Consider the following 18517-nt stretch of genomic DNA (forward strand, 5'->3'; position numbering starts at 1 on the left):
TTTTATTGGAAATTTAGTGAACTTTATGATAAACTAATGAATAATATTAGGAAGGAAGGGACTGTTATGAATTATTTATTAGTATCACCAAATTTTCCAAGTTCACAGGAAAATTTTGCAAGAAAGTTAGTAGAAAAAGGAGTTAAAGTATTAGGAATAGGGAGTGAGAGTTACGATAGTCTTTCTAGTGTTTTAAAAGATGCTTTAACTGAATATTATAAAGTAAATGATTTAGAAAACTATGGGGAAGTTTTAAGAGGAGTAGCATTTTTAATCTATAAACATGGAGTTATAGATAGAGTGGAGTCTAATAATGAGCATTGGTTATTTTTAGATTCAATAATTAGAGAACAGTTTAATATAACTGGTGTGAAACCGAAAAAACTAGATTTTACAAAATATAAATCGAAAATGAAAGAAAGATTTATAAAAGCTAATGTTCCAGTTGCTAAGGGGCGTGCTGTAAAAAATATTAGAGAACTTGAAAAAGCAATTAAAGAGATAAAATTACCAGTAATTGCTAAACCAGATAATGGAGTAGGAGCAAATAATACTTATAAACTTTTATCAAAAAAAGATGTAGAAAACTTTAAAAAACAATGGACTCAAGAAGTTGTATACTTTATTGAAAGTTATGTAGACAATGGGATTCTTTGTACGTATGATGGACTAATTGACTCTAAAGGAAAAGTTGTTTTTGAAACTAGTTTCTATTACACAAAACCTACATTAGATTTATTGAACGATAGCCTAGATTATGGAAATATTATTCCAAAAGAAATTGATCCTAAACTAAAAGAATATGGAAGAAAAATTGTTAAAGAATTTGGAATGAAGGAAAGGTTCTTCCATATCGAATTTTTCAAATTACCTAGTAACGATTATATTGCTTTAGAATATAATAATCGTATAGCTGGAGGATATACAATAGATTTATATAATCATACATATGAGTGTGATTTGTTTGAAATGTATGCGGATGTTGTCGTAGGAAATGAACCGAAGAAAGTCCAAAATAATTATAATGGAATAGCTCTGTCAAGACGAGATAAATATATATATAAGTATACGAATGAGGATATTTATAATAAATACTCAAAAGAAATTCGCTTAGTAGATAGAGTGCCAGCGGTTTTTGCAACAGCTATGGGAGAATGGATGTATATATTGGTAGATGAAAATATTGAAAACATCAGTGATATGATGAATTATATTCACGAAAAATATGAATAGGAGGATTATTTGTGAAAAATAAATTTATTAGTGGTCTTTTACAAATTTTAGGAATTATGATTGTTGGGGCTATAATAGGATATTCTGTCGGTAAGATTGCTGGAGACTCACTTTCAAGAGTTGGTGCTCCAAATATAATATTGTTATTAATAGCAGGAGTAATAGCTTTTATTTTACAAGTTATAGTTCATGAAGCGGGGCATTTAGTTTTTGGATTGCTATCGGGATATAAATTTATAAGTTTTAGAGTATTTGATTTCAAAATAATAAAAGATGAAAATGGAAAACTTAAAATTAGATATGAAAGATTACCAGGTACTGGTGGTCAGTGTCTGATGAGAGCACCTGAATATGTTGAAGGAAAGTTTAAGTATAAATTATATCTTCTAGGTGGTGTAATATTTAATATTGTATTTTCTATTGTTTCTTGGCTAATCCTACCAAGTTATTATACATTATTATTTGCTTTAATAGGATTTACATTAGCTTTTCTAAACCTGATTCCGATGGGATTTAATGATGGTATGACGTTCTACCACGCTAGTAAAGATGAAACTACTAGATTTGTTCTATACTTACAATTAGAATACGTATATTATCAAAGTATTGGTAAGAATTTATTAATAGAAAAAACAGAAGTAGTGGAGAAAATAAATTCATTAGAAATAACTAATACAAATTATCTAACTGACTCATTAGAATTTATAAAATTAGATGGTTTAGAATATTTCTTTGAGTTTGAGGCTTTATATAACGAATCAAGAAAATTATATATTGAAAGAGAGGATTTGTTACCGGTTTATAAAGTAGAACTAATGGCATTGTTAGTGAAATTAATAAGCTTGGTAAATCCTGAAGATGAATTATTGGAAGAACTAATGAATGATAAAAGTTTGAAAGTTCGACTTAAACAAAAAAATCCACAGACAAAGAATATACTCGCGACTTATGAATGGGGAATAAAATTTGATGATGAAAAAGCTATGATCCTAATTGAAGAAGCTAGAAAATTAAAAAATAAAGCACCAAATTTATATGTTCAGAATATAGAGATGAAATATTGTAATTATTTAGAAAATAAAATCTTAAAGTAAACAGAAAAGATATCAAGGGCTATATAGAGCTGTTGATATCTTTTTGTAATAATATATTATTAAATAAATTGGAAGCGATGTGTTCTTAGAAATATAACTGTATAAAGAATTATTTTATTTAGGTTTCTTCGATATTAAAGCTGAAAAGTCTAAATCATCGTATTTACTTTTGTTTAGACCAGTTAATGAATCGAAATCAGTATCTGGAAATAAGGGATCGAAATCATCAAGTTCAGTGTTTGAAGAGGTAGTCTTTAAAACAGTATCAGAAGACTTAGAAATCAAATTATCTATCTTAATATCATTATTGGCATATTCTTCAATATTAAATTCCTTAGTTTGAATAGCCTTATTAATAGATTGTGGGGTTATTTCATCACCATTATCATAATTATATTCAATAGAAACTTCTCCGAAATTAGAATCAACAGCGTCTTGTTGATTGTAAAATAATACTCCATACTCTTCTAAGAGTTCTTCTTTTGAATAATTCTTTAGTGGATCTTCTATAGGCGATATTGTACTTTCGTAAACTTTCTTAACTAGATTTTCATCTGTTTGAATTTTATTGTCCTTAATATTCCAAGAAGAAATAAGTCTATGAATAATATCTAATTGTTCACTTGAAAGAAAATGAAGTTTTGATTTGATTTCATTTAGTTTATCCATAGTATTATACTGCTTCTCTATTTTCTTTTAAGTAATTAATGTAGTCATTTCCCCAGATTTCTAATTCATTAAGTACTGATTGGAATTTTTTTCCAATATCTGTCAGACTGTATTCAACTTTAGGTGGAATTTGAGCATAAACTTTACGGTTTATTAATCCATCTTGTTCTAATTGCTTTAATTGTTTTGTTAATGTAGCTTGGGTAATTGTCCCTAGTGATCTTTGTAACTCATTAAATCTAACACTTTTATCTTCTAGAAGATGAAGAATAAGGATTGTCCATTTTCCAGATAATATTTTTTGAGTTGTAAAAAAAGGGCATTTTCCAAAAGGTTCTTGTTGTTCCATAAAAAAATCTCCTTAAAATTCCATTGATATTATACAATTCTATCTATAAAGATACTTACTATTATAAAAAAACGTACTTGTTATTTTTTGGGTAAATATTATAATAATATATATAACAATTATAAAACAAATAATAAAGTTTAGCAATAGCTAAAAAATGGAGGACATAATAATGACAGAAGCAAAAAATTTATATCAAAATAGAAGAAGTGTATATGCGTTAGGTAAGAACTTACCAATTTCAGAACAAGAAGCATTAGAAATTATTGATAATGCGGTTAAGCATTCACCAAGTGCTTTTAACTCACAAACTGCACACGCTGTAGTATTATTAGGAGAAAATCACCAAAAACTTTGGGATATTACTTTTGGAGAATTAGAAAAATTCTTACCAAATGAAGAAGCTAAAGCAGCTACAAAAGGTAAAATTGACAGTTTCGCAGCAGCTTACGGAACAATTTTATTCTTCGAAGATCACGATGTAGTGAAAGGTCTTCAAGAACAATTCCCATCATATGCTGATAACTTCCCAATTTGGTCAGAACAATCAACAGGGATTGCATCATTTGCAGTTTGGAATGCATTAGCAGAAGCTGGAGTTGGAGCTAACATTCAACACTATAACCCAGTAATTGATGAAAAAGTTGCTGCAGAATGGGATATTCCAGCTAACTTAGTACTACGTGCTCAAATGCCATTTGGTGAAAAATTACAAGAAGTTGCACCAATTGAAAGAACTTCAAGAGTAAGAGTAGTAAAATAATATTTAATTTAACAACAGATTAAATGAGTAATAATAACAGTGCTTACTCAAAAGTACTAGATTTTAAAAATAGTTTACATGAAAACTCATAGACGCAGTGGTTTATTGATATCTAAATTCGCTTTGCAAAAGCTTTTTAGATATCTAATAAACTGTGTGGGAGTGACTCTACAAAATTGATTTCAAAGAAATCACGTTTTATGAGTCACTCCCATTTTTTTACGTTACTAATTACGCTGTTAGTTGTTGGAATATACTGGTAAATATGGTATTATAGTAGATGGTAAATAAATTAAAAATTTAGAAGGTTTAACAATGTTAAAAATAGTTATAAGAGATTTAGAAGATACTAAACGTTTAGCGAAAATTGTTAGTGAAGGTATAAAAGGTAGATTAGTACTTTTATTAAATGGTGATCTTGCCGCAGGTAAAACAACATTTACGAAATATTTAGCAGAATATTTAGGAGTAAGAAGTGTAGTTAATTCACCAACTTTTAATATAATGAAAGAGTATAAGTATCCTAATGGAAAATTATATCATATTGATGCTTATCGTTTAGAGGATAGTGATGAGGACTTAGGATTTGAAGATATTTTCTTTGAAGATAATGTTAGTATTATTGAATGGGGAAAATTTATTGAAGAATTCTTACCAAATGAAAGATTAATTTTCAATATTCGCTTAGTAGAAGATTACAGAGAAGTTGAAATTATTTCTAGTGGTGAATATAAAAAAATTGAAGAAAGGATTCGTGAAAATTGGTAAGTTTAATAGTAGAGGCTTCTAATGGAGTATGTTCAATAGCATGCTTTGATAATGAAACAGTATTGGCAGAAAAAAGCTTTGTATGTAGTAATAATTTATCAGCAGTAATTTTAGAAGAAATCGATAATTGTTTAAAAGAAGCGGATAAGAAAAAAACGGATTTAACTGAAATTATATCAAGTGAAGGACCAGGATCGTATACAGCAATTCGTGTAGTCGCAGCTGTTTGTAAGACTTTAGCTTACACACTGAAGATTAATTTGAAGAAAGTATCTTCTTTAAAATTACAGGCTTTATTAGAGTTTGATAGTAACAAATTATTAGTTCCATTTATCGATGCTCGTCGTGGTAATGTTTTTGGAGCTGTATATAAAAATGAAGAAGGAAAATTAGTAGAGATACTGAAAGAAGGATACTACTCTCTTGAAGAAATTAATAACTTTTTATCATCTCAAAGTGATGAATTTGTCTATATTAGTAAAGATATAGAAAAGTTAAATGATCTTCTTTTAGAAGGTTCAAAAAATAATGATATGGTTCGTGCAGCTAATGTTTTAAAAATTTATGATTCATTAGAAGATGTGGATTGTTATAATATGAAACCACAATACTTAAGAAAAACTGAAGCAGAAAGGGAACTTGAAAATGATAAAAATAAATAAAGTTGATGTTAATGATTTAGATGTATTATCGAGAATAGATGTAGATAATTTTGAAGATGCATGGACAAAAGAAATGTTTAAGTCTGAGCTGGAACATGAGAACGCAGAGTATTACGGATTATTTAATGATGGTGAAATCATTGGATTCTGTGGTGGTTGGCTTGTTGCTGATGAATATCAGGTTAATAAGATAGTTGTTGATAAACCGCATCAAAATAAAAAATTAGGACAAATTTTCTTCACTTATGTAATGCAACTTTTAAAATTAAAAGGTGTAAAAAAAGCGATCGTTGAAGTTCGTGTAAGTAACATGCCTGCGATAACTGTTTATGAAAAATCTGGCTTCACAACAGTTGATATGAGAAAAAATTATTACAAAAACAATGGCGAAAATGCTTTTGTAATGGTAAGGGATTTTAGTAATGAAAGAATTTAAAAATTTAGATAATGTAACTATCTTAGCTATAGAAACAAGTTGTGATGAGACAAGTGTAGCGGTAGTTAAAAATGGAAAAGAAGTGCTTTCGAATATCGTAAGTAGTCAAATTGAAACTCATAAGCAATTTGGAGGAGTTGTTCCTGAAATAGCAAGTAGACAACATATAGAAGTAGTAATGCAAATAGTTGAAGAAGCTTTGGAAGAAGCGCAAACTGCTCTGAGTGATGTAGACGCAATTTGTGTAACACAAGGACCTGGATTGATAGGTTCATTACTAGTTGGTGTTAATGTTGCGAAAACATTAAGTTATGCTTTAGATAAACCATTAATAGGTGCACATCATATTGCAGGACATATTTATGCTAGTAATATAGACAATGATATAGTTTATCCATCATTAGCTCTTGTTGTAAGTGGGGGACATACAGAACTAGTTTATTTAAAAGATGAACTTGATTTTGAAATAATCGGTTCTACTCACGATGATGCTGTAGGTGAAGCGTACGATAAGGTCGCGAGACAGTTAAACCTTGAGTATCCTGGTGGTCCTAAAGTAGACAAACTAGCCAAGTTGGGTGAAGATAAGTATAAATTCCCGCGTGCAATGATTGATAGTGATGATTATAATTTTAGTTTTTCAGGTATGAAATCAGCGGTGATTAATTTTGTACATAATGCAAAACAACGTGGTGAAGAGATTGTACCTGAAGATTTAGCTTGCAGTTTCCAAACGGCGGTAGTAGAAGTTTTAATCGCAAAAACTAAAAAAGCTATTGCGAATCTAGGTGTTAAACAGTTGATTTTAGCAGGTGGGGTTGCAGGTAATAGCGAACTTCGTAAGCAAGTCATAGAGCTAGAACAACAATTAGGGGTAGAAGTACTTATTCCAAAAATGAGTTATTGTAGTGATAATGCGGCGATGATGGGAGCGGCGGGATATTATTATTATAAAAATAATATATTTGCAAATCCATTAACGCTAAATGCGAAGTCAACATTAGATTTAGAAGAAGTTAGAGGATAAACATTAGAAGGGAACTGACTCGACAAAATTGATTTTTTCAAAAGCATGATTTTTGAGTCACTCCCTTTTTATAACTGTTTTGGTGTAATTATGAAAAGACAACTTGAAGAATTATTAGATACTAATTTGCAACAAATAAATCATATTTCTGAAAATAAGCATTTTATAGGATTTTCTAAAAGATTAGGACAACGAGTATTCGTTAAAATTTTTAAAGATCCATTGAAATATAGACCAGAGTATAAGTTTTTAAGAAATAAAAGTAATTTTTTACTAAATTTTCCTGAGTATTTTGCACTAGTATTGAAATATGAAGACTTTACCCCACTAAATAAGGAAAGCATAAATGATGAAGATATAATAAAAATAGCAGAGCTAATATCTGATTTTCATAGAGGAAATTGGCTCTCAATTGAAAATGACAAAGAAATTTCATTGGAAAAAGTTCTAGAAAAAAATGTATATAGATTAGCTGATAGAAAAGAGTATACTAAAATAAGTGAGTTTCATTCTAAGTTTCTAAAAAATATTAGTAAATTAGATGAAGAGTATGAAAAAACATTAGTTTTAATTCATGGAGATTTTGGTCTTAGAAATATTATGAGAAAAGACGATAATTTAGTATTAATAGATTTCGAAAGAGTTAAATATGCTAGTTATTATTTAGATTTCATTAAATATTTTTATCAAGATTTAGATAATGATAAATTAAAAAAAGAGCTTTTTTTAAAACATTATTATGAACATTCAAATGAGGAAGTGCTTTCTGAGGAACTAGAGTACTGCATGATTTTTATCTCGGCATTAGGTATTTTAAACTATACCAAACGTGTTAAAGATAAAGAATTTGAGGAGTTAGGATTAAAAATGTTAGAAGATGTTGAAAATTATTTTTTTAAATAACTATTAAGGAATAGGAGAGTTTAAGAGTGAATAGAATTAGTGAAGAAAAACTAGAAGAAAGTCGTAGACAAGCATTACTTTTAGTTGATAAGTTGAAAGAAAACGTTAATGATTTAAAAAGTATGAGAGAACTGTCAAAAATAGTTTCTAAGGATTCAGAAATGAATGATGATTTTTGGACAGAAATATGTAATATAGATTTTACAAAAATTGAATTTTTCCCTGTAAGATCTTTGTTGGCTGGTATATTAAAAAATAAACAAGATAATTCAAATATTTCAAATATATATAATTATTTAGTAGTAGAAAATACAGAATATCTTAATAAATACGGGCAGAGTGCTTCTAAAAATTCACCAGCAATGATGGTGATATATTTTGCAGGTTTCTTGGGAGTCGGATTGTTTGTAATTGTTAATTTTATAATGTTAATGTTAGCTCGTGGAAATTTTGAAGAGGTTCTTTTTAATTTAATAGCAGGAACATTTTTAAATGCCCTTGTTCTTGAAGTAATTGATAGACAGTACATCTGGGAATGGGAAGTACCATATTTTGAAAATAGTAAATTCCTAGCGTATGTTTGGACATATATTCCGATTATAATAATGTACATATATATGAATATTTCAACATTTATTACACAAGGATCTAACTACAATATTAGTAATGAAATTAAACTTACTATAAGTACTTATATTTTAATTTTAATTATTGTTAATGGTTTATTCAAATTAAAAAATTCTGCGGATTTTATGTATAAAGTATACATAATAATCTTTAAAATAATAGCTTTCATAAGTTTTATTTGTATTATACATGCCTACTTTTTCAGAAAACTACCAATTGATTGGATGTATATTCTGATAACTGTTCTGATTGTAAGTAGTGTTAGAGTATTAGAGAAAATTAATGATACAAGATCTGCAAAACTTCTATTTTATCCAATGACGTTTTGTTATTTAGCATACACTCAACCACGAGTGATTAATACTCCTATTTTAGAGGAACAAAATATATTGTTGTATGTTTCAGGAGTATTAGCAATCTTAATAATAGTCATAAGTAAACTTAGAGAAATAACTAAATAAAATTAATATTACTCCCTTTCTATATTGATAAGAAAGGGAGTGATAATTTTTATAACTAATAAATTTATATTACAAAGTGGTTTTGATTTTATTTGACCATTATTTATGTTAAAATATAATATGATTAATATTAGGAGGCGATGATATGGCGAATATTTATTTAGATTACGCAGCAACATCAAGGAAACATTTTGATATTATAGAAAAGAATATGAATATACTAAAAGAAATCTATGCTAATCCAAGTAGTAGCCATACTCTAGGAAAGAAAAATGATAGGCTAGCTCGTGAAGGCCGCGAGAAAATAGCTAAAACTCTAAATGCAAGTAGTAATGAAATAATTTTTAATTCTGGGGGTACTGAAAGTAATAATACAGTATTTAATCATGTATTAACTAGATTTGAAACAGGAGAAATAATAATTTCATCTATAGAACATCCATCTGTTAAAGCTAGTGCTAAGAGACTTGAAAGATTTGGATTTAAGGTTCATGAATTATCAGTAGATAAAAGTGGTGCTATATCACTAGAGGAATTAAAAGATAAGATTAATTCCAAGACGGTGTTAATTTCAATTATGTTAGCAAATAATGAAACAGGGGTATTAAATCCTATAAAAGAGGTTTCAGAACTTATTGTAGATAAAAATATACTATTACATAGTGATATTGTTCAAGCATTAGGAAAAGTTGAAATTAATGTGAAAGAATTAGGATTGGATTTTGCCTCTGCGTCAGCGCATAAATTAGGTTCACTTAATAACTTTGGATTTTTATATGCAAAAGATGGAGACGTTGAACCATTATTATTAGGTGGAGGTCAGGAAAATGGTCTTCGTTCCGGGACGACCGATTTATTAGGTATATTAGTTCTTAAGGACTGTTTGTCAGAGACATTAAATTCAATTCCAGCTCTTAGAGAACTGAAGAACTACTTTATTTCAGAACTTGAAAAAAATGGAGTTGAATTTGAAGTAAACGGATCTATAGAGAATTCATTGCCGAATATATTGAATATATACTTTAAAAATATTGAAGCACAACGACTTATTACGTATCTAGATGCTCGTGACATTTATATTTCTGGTGGATCAGCTTGTAGTTCAGGGAACATTAAAGGAAGTCGTATAATTACAGAAATGTATGATATTGAACGTGCTGCACATTCTGTTAGAATTAGTGTAGGATTTGATACTAGCAGAGAATTAATTGATGAAGTTATTGAAAAGATTGTAACTTTAGAGAAAAGAATAAAAGAAAGGAACTAATAATGAATAGCAACAAAAAAGTAGTAGTTGGAATGAGTGGTGGAGTAGATTCATCTGTAACAGCATATCTTTTGAAACAACAAGGTTATGATGTTATCGGTGTTTTTATGAAAAACTGGGAAGAAAAAGATGATAGAGGAGTTTGTCTTGCAGAAAAAGATTACGAAGATGTAATTAAAGTATGTGAACAATTAGATATTCCTTATTACTCTATTAACTTTGAAAAAGAATACTGGGATAAAGTATTTACTTACTTCTTAGATGAATATAAAAAAGGTCGTACACCAAATCCAGATATTATGTGTAATAAAGAAATTAAATTTAAAGTTTTCTTAGAATATGCTGAAGACTTAGGTGCAGACTACGTGGCGACTGGACATTATGCACGAGTAAAAGATGTGGATGGAGAACGTTTAATGTTACGTGGTGTTGATAATAATAAAGATCAAACTTACTTCTTATCTCAATTAAAACAACACCAAATTAAAAATATTTTATTCCCTGTAGGAGAACTTGAGAAAAAAGATGTTCGTAAAATTGCTGAAGAAGCGGGTCTTGCTACAGCGAAGAAAAAAGACTCAACGGGTATTTGTTTTATCGGTGAGAAAAACTTTAGAGAATTTTTATCTCAATACCTACCAGCTCAAGGTGGCAAAATGGTTGACTTAGATGGTAATATCCGTGGAGAACACATCGGTTTAATGCACTATACAATCGGTCAACGTCATGGATTAGGTATTGGTGGAACTAAAGATACTGAAGGTGAAGCATGGTTTGCATGTGGTAAAGACCTTGAAAATAATGTACTGTATGTTTGCCAAGGTTTCCACAATGAAAAACTATATTCAGATAGCTTACTAGCAAGTTCACTATCATTTACAACTAAAAATCCACAACCTAATAAATTTACATGTACTGCAAAATTCAGATATCGTCAACCAGATACTGAAGTAGAAGTAGAAGTATTAGAGGATAACAAAGTAAAAGTTGTTTATAAAGAGCCTGTGCGTGCTGTTACTCCAGGACAAGCGGTTGTTTTCTATGATGGTGATGTATGTCTAGGTGGAGCAATTATTGACGAAGTATATAAAGACGGAAAAAAACTTCAACTTTAATAATTAATAAAATCCTAAAAGTTAGAGGAAATCTCTAATTTTTAGGATTTTTAGTTTTTTAATTTTAAGTAATAAGATTATAGTATGTATTGAGCTAATAGTGTATCGAATCTTCGAATATCTATATCTTTTTTTAGATTAATTTTTATTTTTCCAACTTTAGTCCAAAGTTCTACTTCAGCATTTAGGTCGAAGATTTTACCTGCATTTTCAGTTGACCACATTAATATCGAAGAGTACGGTAGAGAATAGATTTCTACTTTTTTCCCTGTTAATCCTTGGGCATCTTTTACAATAAGTCTTTTATCTGTAAATACTGCAACATCTCTTATTGTTGCAAATGCAGCAACTGGTTGTTCGCCGTTTATCAATAAGTTTGCAATATCTTGTGGAATAGCGACTTCTCTGAAGAATGTCCAATTTAATAAATTCATTTCGTTAGCCATAGTAACTCTCCTATCTATTGTATGATAATGTTTATTTTTACCTTAGTATAGCATAAATTATAAATAATAAGAAGGTTAAGTTTTCAGTATTATTATAATAAATTTAATGATATAATATTAGTACTAGGGGGGGAGAAATATGAAAATTAATAAAGAAGACGTTGTTTTATTTTTTAAACAAAATGTTAAGGCGATTGTTTTGGCATTACTCTGTAGTTTACTTGTTATAATTGGAGGACTTTTGTATTTTGGTCATGATAAAACAGAGGAATATAATGATGTAACCTTTTCTAATTCTCAAAATTCAGAAGTAAGTAAGGATGACAAAAAAGAAAAACAAGATTCCAAAATTTTTGTTGATGTAAAAGGGGCGGTTAAACACCCTGGAGTATTTGAAACAACGAAGGATAAAAGGGTAAAAGATTTAATTGAAGAAGCTGGTGGCTTATTAGAAGATGCTGATACTTCTACTTTGAATTTAAGTCAAAAAGTTAAAGATCAGATGGTTATTTATGTTCTTAAACACGGTGAAAAACCAAAACAAATATCCGATGGTGTTACTAGTTCATCTAGTGGAGATGTAATTAACATAAATACTGCTAATAAAGAGCAACTTATGAAAATCTCAGGAGTTGGAAAGACTAAAGCTGAAGCAATTATTTCATATAGAGAAAAAAATGGGGATTTCAAAAAGAAAGAAGATATAACAAAAGTAAAAGGAATAGGAAAAGCTACTTTTGAAAAAATTAAAGATAAAATAGAGGTATAGTTATGCAAAGAATTAGTTGGGATGAGTACTTTATGGCTCAAAGTCACCTGCTTTCGCTTAGATCGACTTGCAGCAGGTTATCTGTTGGGGCGACAATAGTTAAAGATAAACGAATAGTTTCAGGTGGTTATAATGGTTCGATTAAGGGTGATGAACATTGTATAGACGTTGGTTGCAAAGTAGTGGAAGGGCATTGTGTTAGAACGATTCATGCCGAAATAAACGCTATTTTACAATGTTCTAAATTCGGTGTTGGAACTGAAGGTGCAACAATTTATGTTACACACTTCCCATGTTTGAATTGTACAAAATCTATCATTCAAGCAGGGATAAAGGAAATTTGCTATGCAAATGATTATAGAAATAATGAATATGCTCGAGAGTTATTAGAAAAATCAGGAGTTGTCGTAAGAAAAATAGATTACGACGTAAATAATGTAGTAGAAAGGTTACTAGATAAATAGTAATGATATATTTACAACTTTCTTTACTAGCATTAGGGGCGATATTATTAAATTATAATTTAATGATATCTATGCTATGTATTGTTATTTTTCTACTAATAACTTGGAAAAATAAAAATCTTAATGCTAGGAAAACTATTATTTGTGTAATAGTCTTCTTAGCTTTTTTTATTCGGGGAGCATATGAACAAAAAACTAATATTTCTCATTTAAATAATGTTGAAAATAATAATCTAGAACTAGTGATTTCTGACAGGTTCAGTATTAATGGGGATTATATGTCGGGAATTGGATGTATTGGAGGAGAGAATGTACTAATTAATTATAAAATTAAGAGTGAAGAAGAGAAGAGATTTTTTAAAGAAAAATTTTGGGGAGGAAAATTATCTGTAGTTGCTAATATTGAAGATGTTCCAAGTAAAACTAATTATTATTCTTTTGATTATAAAAAGTATAATGAAAACAGAGGAATTTTTAAAAAAGTTTCTATTAATGAAATATCTGAGGTTAAGCATTTAGATTCTCTTTTTTTTAAATTCAAAACCTTTAGGAACAGAATGAGTTTGAAGATAGATAGAGATCTTATCTTTGATAAAAGTGGATATTTTCAAGCTTTGATATTTGGTGATAAAGGATATTTGTTGAGAGATGAAATTAATTCTTTTAAAAACCTAGGTACTAGTCATTTATTAGCAATTTCTGGCTTACATATTGGGGTACTTATATCACTAATATATTTAATTTTATTGAAACTTAAAGTGAGTGTTGATCATATCGAAAAAATAATCTTAATTATAATTCCGTTATATATGCTATTAAGTGGGGTTAGTGCATCTGTTCTTAGAGCGGGTTTTATGATTATATTATATATAATTTTCAGAATAAAAAGTATTGATAAATTGGATAGTTTACTTCTTACATTTTTAATCTTATTATTCTACAATCCGTTATATGCTTTTAATATTGGTTTTCAATTATCCTTTTTTATAACATTTAGTTTATTGATGTCAGAAAGTTATATTAAAACTTCTAGAAATAAACTACATATGTCTTTGAGGATTAGTATTATTTCTACATTAGCAAGTGTGCCGATATTACTTTATAATTTTTATACTATAGTTTATATTTCTGTACTAAGTAATATAGTTTTAGTTCCAATATTCAGTATAGTATTGTTCCCGTTAGTATTAATAAGTTATATTATATTTTTAATAAGTATTCCTATATTCAATATTTTGTGTAAACCGTTATTGAATTTTACCTTTACTATTTTCGATAAACTTCAAGAAGTATTCTTATATGTAAAACCGTTAAGAATTGGAAAGCAAAGTATATTTGTAATAATTGTTATTTTTATAGTAATTGTATATATTATGGTAGAATTAAATAGATCTAAATATTTAAGAGCTGCAACTGGAGTTATGACAGTCACTATAATATTACTTATTACAAGTTATATTCCTAGAAATTATATAGAGGAGCTAAAAATAGGAAAAGAGAATGTTTATTATATTAGAGAAAATAGAAATAATATGATAATAAATACATCAAGTAATATGAAAAATTTTTATACAGATTACAGAAAAAAAGATAGAGATTATGATATAATGAATGAATATGATTCACTCTTGAATTATGAAGGTAAGGATAGATTCAATTACTTACTACTTACTTCAGCCAAGAAAAATAAAAGTGAATATGCGACAAATTTATTAGCAGATGGCTTAGTAAATAAGATTGTTGTAGTAGATAGTGTGAATAGAAAATTATTAGAATTAAAAGATATAACTCAATATAAGAAAACAGATTATATCGTTTTGAATAATGGAACTGAGATGAAATTGGATAATACTTCTGTTTATTATTATGATAAAAAAGTAAAGGTGAAAAATCAGTATAGAGAATTTGAGATTGAGGTAGATGATTGATGAAAAATATCTATGTGATATATGGAGAAAATTTTGAAGCTATTAATGATTACGAGAAAAGTTTAGCGAAAAAATATCTTAAAGAACTAGATGAATTTAATTATGTAAAAATTAATATGCATGAAAATACAATAGAAACATTAGTCTATGAATGTAGAAGTAGTGGATTATTTGGGAATGAAAAAGTTGTTGTTGCCGAAAATTGTAATTTCTTATTAGCGAAACCTAAAAAAATTAAAGTAGAACATAACGTTGATGCATTGATGAATTATTTAGAGAATATTAATGAAGAGGTTGTGCTAATTTTAAAAATACCGGATAAGATTGATAGTAGAAAGAAAATAATAAAGAAGATTAAAGAAGCGGGAGAAGTTAAAGAATTTTCTAACTTTAATGAGAAGGAGATTTCAGAGTACATCGTGAAAACAGTGGCAGTGCATGATATGAAAATTTCTAAAGTAGATGCGGAATTTCTAGTGAATTACACTCGTTTGGATTTTGCAAATATAAAAAAAGAATTGGAAAAACTACTTTTATATTGTGATGAGAAGAAGATAATAACTCGAGATGATATAGAATTATTAGCAACTAGAAGTTTAGAATATGATGTTTTTAGCTTAACCAATGAATTGTTTGGGAAGAATTATGCTAAATTGAGAGTTGTATATAATTCATTAGTATTAAAAAAAGAAGAACCAATATTCTTGCTATCTTTAATTAGCGGTCAATTAAGAATGTATTATAAGGTGAAAGTACTTCTAAATGAACATTATTCACAAAAAGACATAGCGAAGGAGTTAGCTGTCCATCCGTATAGAGTGCAGTTGGCAGCACAAGGGATCAGAAATTATAGTGTCGATAAAATTATGAAAACATTAATATTATCAGCTGATTATGATAAATTATTGAAATCTTCATATATGGATAAATACATAATATTAGATCTTTATATTAATAAATTGATAGATGAATTAAAATAAAAATAAATTTTTGGAGTACTAGTTACCCTGAATATTTTAAATTTTTTAAATGGTTTATCGGTATCTAAATTTACATAATAAATGGTTATTTGAAACAAGTTCAGATAATCATTTATTTTTTATTCAGATAATTGATTGGTGATTAATAAATAATATTTCGAAAAAAACAAAAAATTCAGATAAATTTATTTATTATAATTTGATATAGTGATATAATAATAATGTTAAAATAGAAAAATAAAATGAGGTATTGTTTAATGAAGAAAATAGAAACTAAATTAGCTCAATTAGGAAACAGAAAAGATAAGGTGACTGGAGCAATAGTGACACCGATATATTTATCGACAGCTTATGCTCACCCTGGATTAGGAGAAAGTACAGGATATGATTATACGAGAACTAAAAATCCAACTCGTACAATTTTAGAAGAAGGTTTATGTGAACTTGAAGAAGGGTGTAGTGCGATAGCGACTAGTTCAGGGATGAGTGCTATTCAACTAGTTTTTGAACTATTTGATTTAAATAGTGAATTCTTAGTGTCTAGAGACTTATATGGAGGAAGTTTTAGATATTTTGATGAGTTAGAACGTAAAGGTGCACAAAAATTTATTTATTTTACAGATGAAAAAGATCTTGAAGATAAAATCACAGATAATACTAAAGCAGTATTTATAGAAACACCAACTAATCCATTAATGCAGGAAGTTGATATAGAGAAGGTTGCACAGATTTCTAAATCAAAAAATGCGTTGTTAATAGTCGACAATACATTATTAACACCATTAAGACAAAAACCATTAGCTTTGGGGGCTGATATTGTAGTTCATTCAGCAACTAAATATTTAACAGGTCACAACGATATACTTGCTGGTGCTGTTATTACAAATGACGAACAAATTGGAGAAAGATTAGCGTGGATTTCTAATACGACTGGAGCAGTCTTATCGGCATTCGATAGCTGGTTATTTGTTAGAAGTTTAAAAACATTACCACTTCGTTTTAATCAACAAGAAAAAAATGCTAAAATATTAGCAGAAGAATTAGCGAAACATCCTGAAGTGAAAGAAGTATTATATCCTAAAAAAGGAGCTATGCTAAGTTTCAAATTAAATGATGCTACTAAAATTGATAAATTTTTACGTTCATTAAGAGTTGCTACTTTTGCTGAAAGTTTAGGTGGTGTGGAAACATTAGTAACTTATCCTACTACTCAAACTCATTTTGATATACCAGAAGAACTACGTTTATCTTATGGACTTACTCCAGATTTACTAAGAATTTCTGTAGGTGTAGAAGATGCTGAAGATTTAGTTGAAGATTTTCTAAGAGCATTAGAAGCATAGGGGGAGAAAAAATGACTAGAGTAGAAGAATTTGTAAAAAAATACTATGTTGAAAGAAGAAATACAAATAGTTTAAAATGGGATGCTTTGGAAGAACGATTTGGTGATCCTGAATTACTAGCTTTATGGGTAGCTGATATGGAATTCAAAACTCCCGAAAGTATTAGAGAAGCGTTGAGTGAACGTGTTGCTCATGGAGTGTTTGGTTATACTAAATTACCAGAAAGTTACTATTATGAATATAAAAACTGGCATAAAGAAAAATACGATTTCGAAGTAGATAAACAATGGATAAGATTTGCTCCTGGTATAGTTCAAGCTATATTATGGGTGATTAAAGCGTATACTAGAAAAGAAGATGCAGTTATTATAATGCCACCAGTATACTATCCTTTTGCTAATTCTATAAGAAATAGTGGTAGAAAGTTAGTGGAATCTCCATTACTAGAAGAAGACGGTAAATTCAAGATAGATTTTGAAACTTTCGAAAAAGAGATTCGAGAAAATGATGTTAAATTATATATTCATTGTTCACCTCATAATCCAGTCGGAAGAGTGTGGACGTTCGAAGAGCAGAAAAGAGTATTTGAAATTTGCGAAAAACACGATGTTCTTGTATTATCTGATGAAATCCACCAAGATTTCACATATGGAAACCATAAACAAATTTCAGCATTAGCATTAGAAGGTGGTAGATATAACAATCGTTTAATAGTAGCTAATTCAGGATCAAAAACTTTTAACCTTGCTTCACTAGTACATGCGACACTTTTAATACCGGATAGTAATGTTCGTGAACAATTTGATAAATTTAGTAAAGAAAATTTAGGAGCGGAGCCAAGTTTATTAGGACAAATAGCTCTTGAAGCTGGTTATAGAGATGGAAAAGATTGGGTAGAAGGATTAAAAGCGACAATTTTACACAATTATAATTTAATTCATGATACATTAGCTCAAAAAGTACCAGAAATTAAAGTTTATCCATTGGAAGGAACATATTTAGTATTTTTAAACCTTGAGAATGTTTTAAATGGAAAAAGCACGAAACAATTCATTCAAGATGAATGTGGACTAGCAATTGACTTTGGACATTGGTTTGGAAAAGGGTATAATAGTTATGTAAGGATTAATCTTGCTACTAGTCCAGAAAATATACAAGAAGCTGTTGAAAGAATCATAAAAAATTGTAATAGATAGTATTAATTTTAAAGAAG

The 18517-nt window shown here is 28.6% G+C and carries 20 protein-coding genes; 17 read left to right on the forward strand and 3 right to left on the reverse strand.

The genetic code is table 11. The features are described from left to right. Window positions 1-66: 66 nt before the first annotated feature. Both FOC48_RS02635 and FOC48_RS02640 read left to right on the forward strand, forming a co-directional pair. Window positions 67-1233, forward strand: coding sequence for an ATP-grasp domain-containing protein (locus FOC48_RS02635; RefSeq protein WP_003146367.1), 1167 nt, complete (start codon window positions 67-69; stop codon window positions 1231-1233). A gap of 11 nt (window positions 1234-1244) precedes the next feature. Beyond that, the gene (locus FOC48_RS02640) at window positions 1245-2327 is read left to right on the forward strand and encodes a zinc metalloprotease (RefSeq protein ID WP_003146365.1); all 1083 of its coding nucleotides are present in this window, start codon (window positions 1245-1247) and stop codon (window positions 2325-2327) included. Between the two features lie 114 nt (window positions 2328-2441). Here the strand turns inward: FOC48_RS02640 and FOC48_RS02645 are convergent, their stop codons facing one another. After that, window positions 2442-2996: a hypothetical protein gene (locus FOC48_RS02645; RefSeq protein WP_003146363.1), complete on the reverse strand. Its 555-nt coding sequence runs from the start codon at window positions 2994-2996 to the stop codon at window positions 2442-2444. A gap of 4 nt (window positions 2997-3000) precedes the next feature. Next, window positions 3001-3345 carry a winged helix-turn-helix transcriptional regulator gene (locus FOC48_RS02650; RefSeq protein WP_003146362.1) on the reverse strand — a complete coding sequence of 115 codons (345 nt, stop codon included), beginning with the start codon at window positions 3343-3345 and terminating at the stop codon, window positions 3001-3003. 172 nt (window positions 3346-3517) lie between these two features. Here FOC48_RS02650 and FOC48_RS02655 point away from each other — a divergent pair, with 172 nt between their 5' ends. From FOC48_RS02655 to mnmA, 9 genes are all read left to right on the forward strand, one after another. After that, window positions 3518-4108: a nitroreductase family protein gene (locus FOC48_RS02655; RefSeq protein ID WP_003146360.1), complete on the forward strand. Its 591-nt coding sequence runs from the start codon at window positions 3518-3520 to the stop codon at window positions 4106-4108. Window positions 4109-4423: 315 nt separating this feature from the next. Next, a complete protein-coding gene (gene tsaE / locus FOC48_RS02660) occupies window positions 4424-4876 on the forward strand; it encodes a tRNA (adenosine(37)-N6)-threonylcarbamoyltransferase complex ATPase subunit type 1 TsaE (protein ID WP_003146358.1) in 453 nt (150 codons plus the stop codon). Beyond that, a complete protein-coding gene (gene tsaB, locus FOC48_RS02665; RefSeq protein ID WP_003146356.1) occupies window positions 4870-5538 on the forward strand; it encodes a tRNA (adenosine(37)-N6)-threonylcarbamoyltransferase complex dimerization subunit type 1 TsaB in 669 nt (222 codons plus the stop codon). Before tsaE ends, tsaB begins: the two co-directional genes overlap by 7 nt. Further along, complete coding sequence (gene rimI / locus FOC48_RS02670; protein ID WP_003146355.1) at window positions 5522-5974, forward strand: ribosomal protein S18-alanine N-acetyltransferase; 453 nt, start codon at window positions 5522-5524, stop codon at window positions 5972-5974. The genes tsaB and rimI overlap by 17 nt, the downstream gene beginning before the upstream one ends. Then, on the forward strand, window positions 5961-7001 hold the full coding sequence (gene tsaD / locus FOC48_RS02675) for a tRNA (adenosine(37)-N6)-threonylcarbamoyltransferase complex transferase subunit TsaD (protein ID WP_003146353.1): 1041 nt from the start codon (window positions 5961-5963) through the stop codon (window positions 6999-7001). The genes rimI and tsaD overlap by 14 nt, the downstream gene beginning before the upstream one ends. A gap of 90 nt (window positions 7002-7091) precedes the next feature. Next, window positions 7092-7904, forward strand: coding sequence for a phosphotransferase family protein (locus FOC48_RS02680; protein ID WP_155801189.1), 813 nt, complete (start codon window positions 7092-7094; stop codon window positions 7902-7904). Between the two features lie 26 nt (window positions 7905-7930). Beyond that, a complete protein-coding gene (locus tag FOC48_RS02685; protein ID WP_003146350.1) occupies window positions 7931-8992 on the forward strand; it encodes a hypothetical protein in 1062 nt (353 codons plus the stop codon). 145 nt (window positions 8993-9137) lie between these two features. Continuing rightward, window positions 9138-10259 (forward strand): cysteine desulfurase family protein, encoded by a 1122-nt coding sequence (locus tag FOC48_RS02690; RefSeq protein WP_003146349.1) that lies wholly within the window; start codon window positions 9138-9140, stop codon window positions 10257-10259. 2 nt (window positions 10260-10261) lie between these two features. Continuing rightward, window positions 10262-11374, forward strand: a complete 1113-nt coding sequence (mnmA, locus tag FOC48_RS02695) for a tRNA 2-thiouridine(34) synthase MnmA (protein ID WP_003146347.1) — start codon at window positions 10262-10264, stop codon at window positions 11372-11374. A gap of 77 nt (window positions 11375-11451) precedes the next feature. Here the strand turns inward: mnmA and FOC48_RS02700 are convergent, their stop codons facing one another. Continuing rightward, window positions 11452-11820, reverse strand: coding sequence for a PH domain-containing protein (locus FOC48_RS02700; protein WP_003146345.1), 369 nt, complete (start codon window positions 11818-11820; stop codon window positions 11452-11454). A gap of 139 nt (window positions 11821-11959) precedes the next feature. Here FOC48_RS02700 and FOC48_RS02705 point away from each other — a divergent pair, with 139 nt between their 5' ends. From FOC48_RS02705 to FOC48_RS02730, 6 genes are all read left to right on the forward strand, one after another. Further along, window positions 11960-12589 (forward strand): helix-hairpin-helix domain-containing protein, encoded by a 630-nt coding sequence (locus FOC48_RS02705; RefSeq protein ID WP_003146344.1) that lies wholly within the window; start codon window positions 11960-11962, stop codon window positions 12587-12589. A gap of 2 nt (window positions 12590-12591) precedes the next feature. Continuing rightward, window positions 12592-13053 carry a ComE operon protein 2 gene (locus FOC48_RS02710; RefSeq protein WP_003146342.1) on the forward strand — a complete coding sequence of 154 codons (462 nt, stop codon included), beginning with the start codon at window positions 12592-12594 and terminating at the stop codon, window positions 13051-13053. A 2-nt stretch (window positions 13054-13055) separates the two neighbouring features. Further along, a complete protein-coding gene (locus tag FOC48_RS02715; protein ID WP_003146340.1) occupies window positions 13056-14981 on the forward strand; it encodes a ComEC/Rec2 family competence protein in 1926 nt (641 codons plus the stop codon). Beyond that, on the forward strand, window positions 14981-15961 hold the full coding sequence (gene holA, locus FOC48_RS02720) for a DNA polymerase III subunit delta (RefSeq protein WP_003146338.1): 981 nt from the start codon (window positions 14981-14983) through the stop codon (window positions 15959-15961). Before FOC48_RS02715 ends, holA begins: the two co-directional genes overlap by 1 nt. Window positions 15962-16218: 257 nt before the next feature. After that, window positions 16219-17304 carry a PLP-dependent transferase gene (locus FOC48_RS02725; RefSeq protein WP_003146336.1) on the forward strand — a complete coding sequence of 362 codons (1086 nt, stop codon included), beginning with the start codon at window positions 16219-16221 and terminating at the stop codon, window positions 17302-17304. Window positions 17305-17315: 11 nt separating this feature from the next. After that, window positions 17316-18500 carry a MalY/PatB family protein gene (locus FOC48_RS02730; protein ID WP_003146335.1) on the forward strand — a complete coding sequence of 395 codons (1185 nt, stop codon included), beginning with the start codon at window positions 17316-17318 and terminating at the stop codon, window positions 18498-18500. Window positions 18501-18517 lie beyond the last annotated feature (17 nt).

The organism is Gemella haemolysans, assembly GCF_012273215.1.
Lineage (GTDB): Bacteria > Bacillota > Bacilli > Staphylococcales > Gemellaceae > Gemella > Gemella haemolysans_A.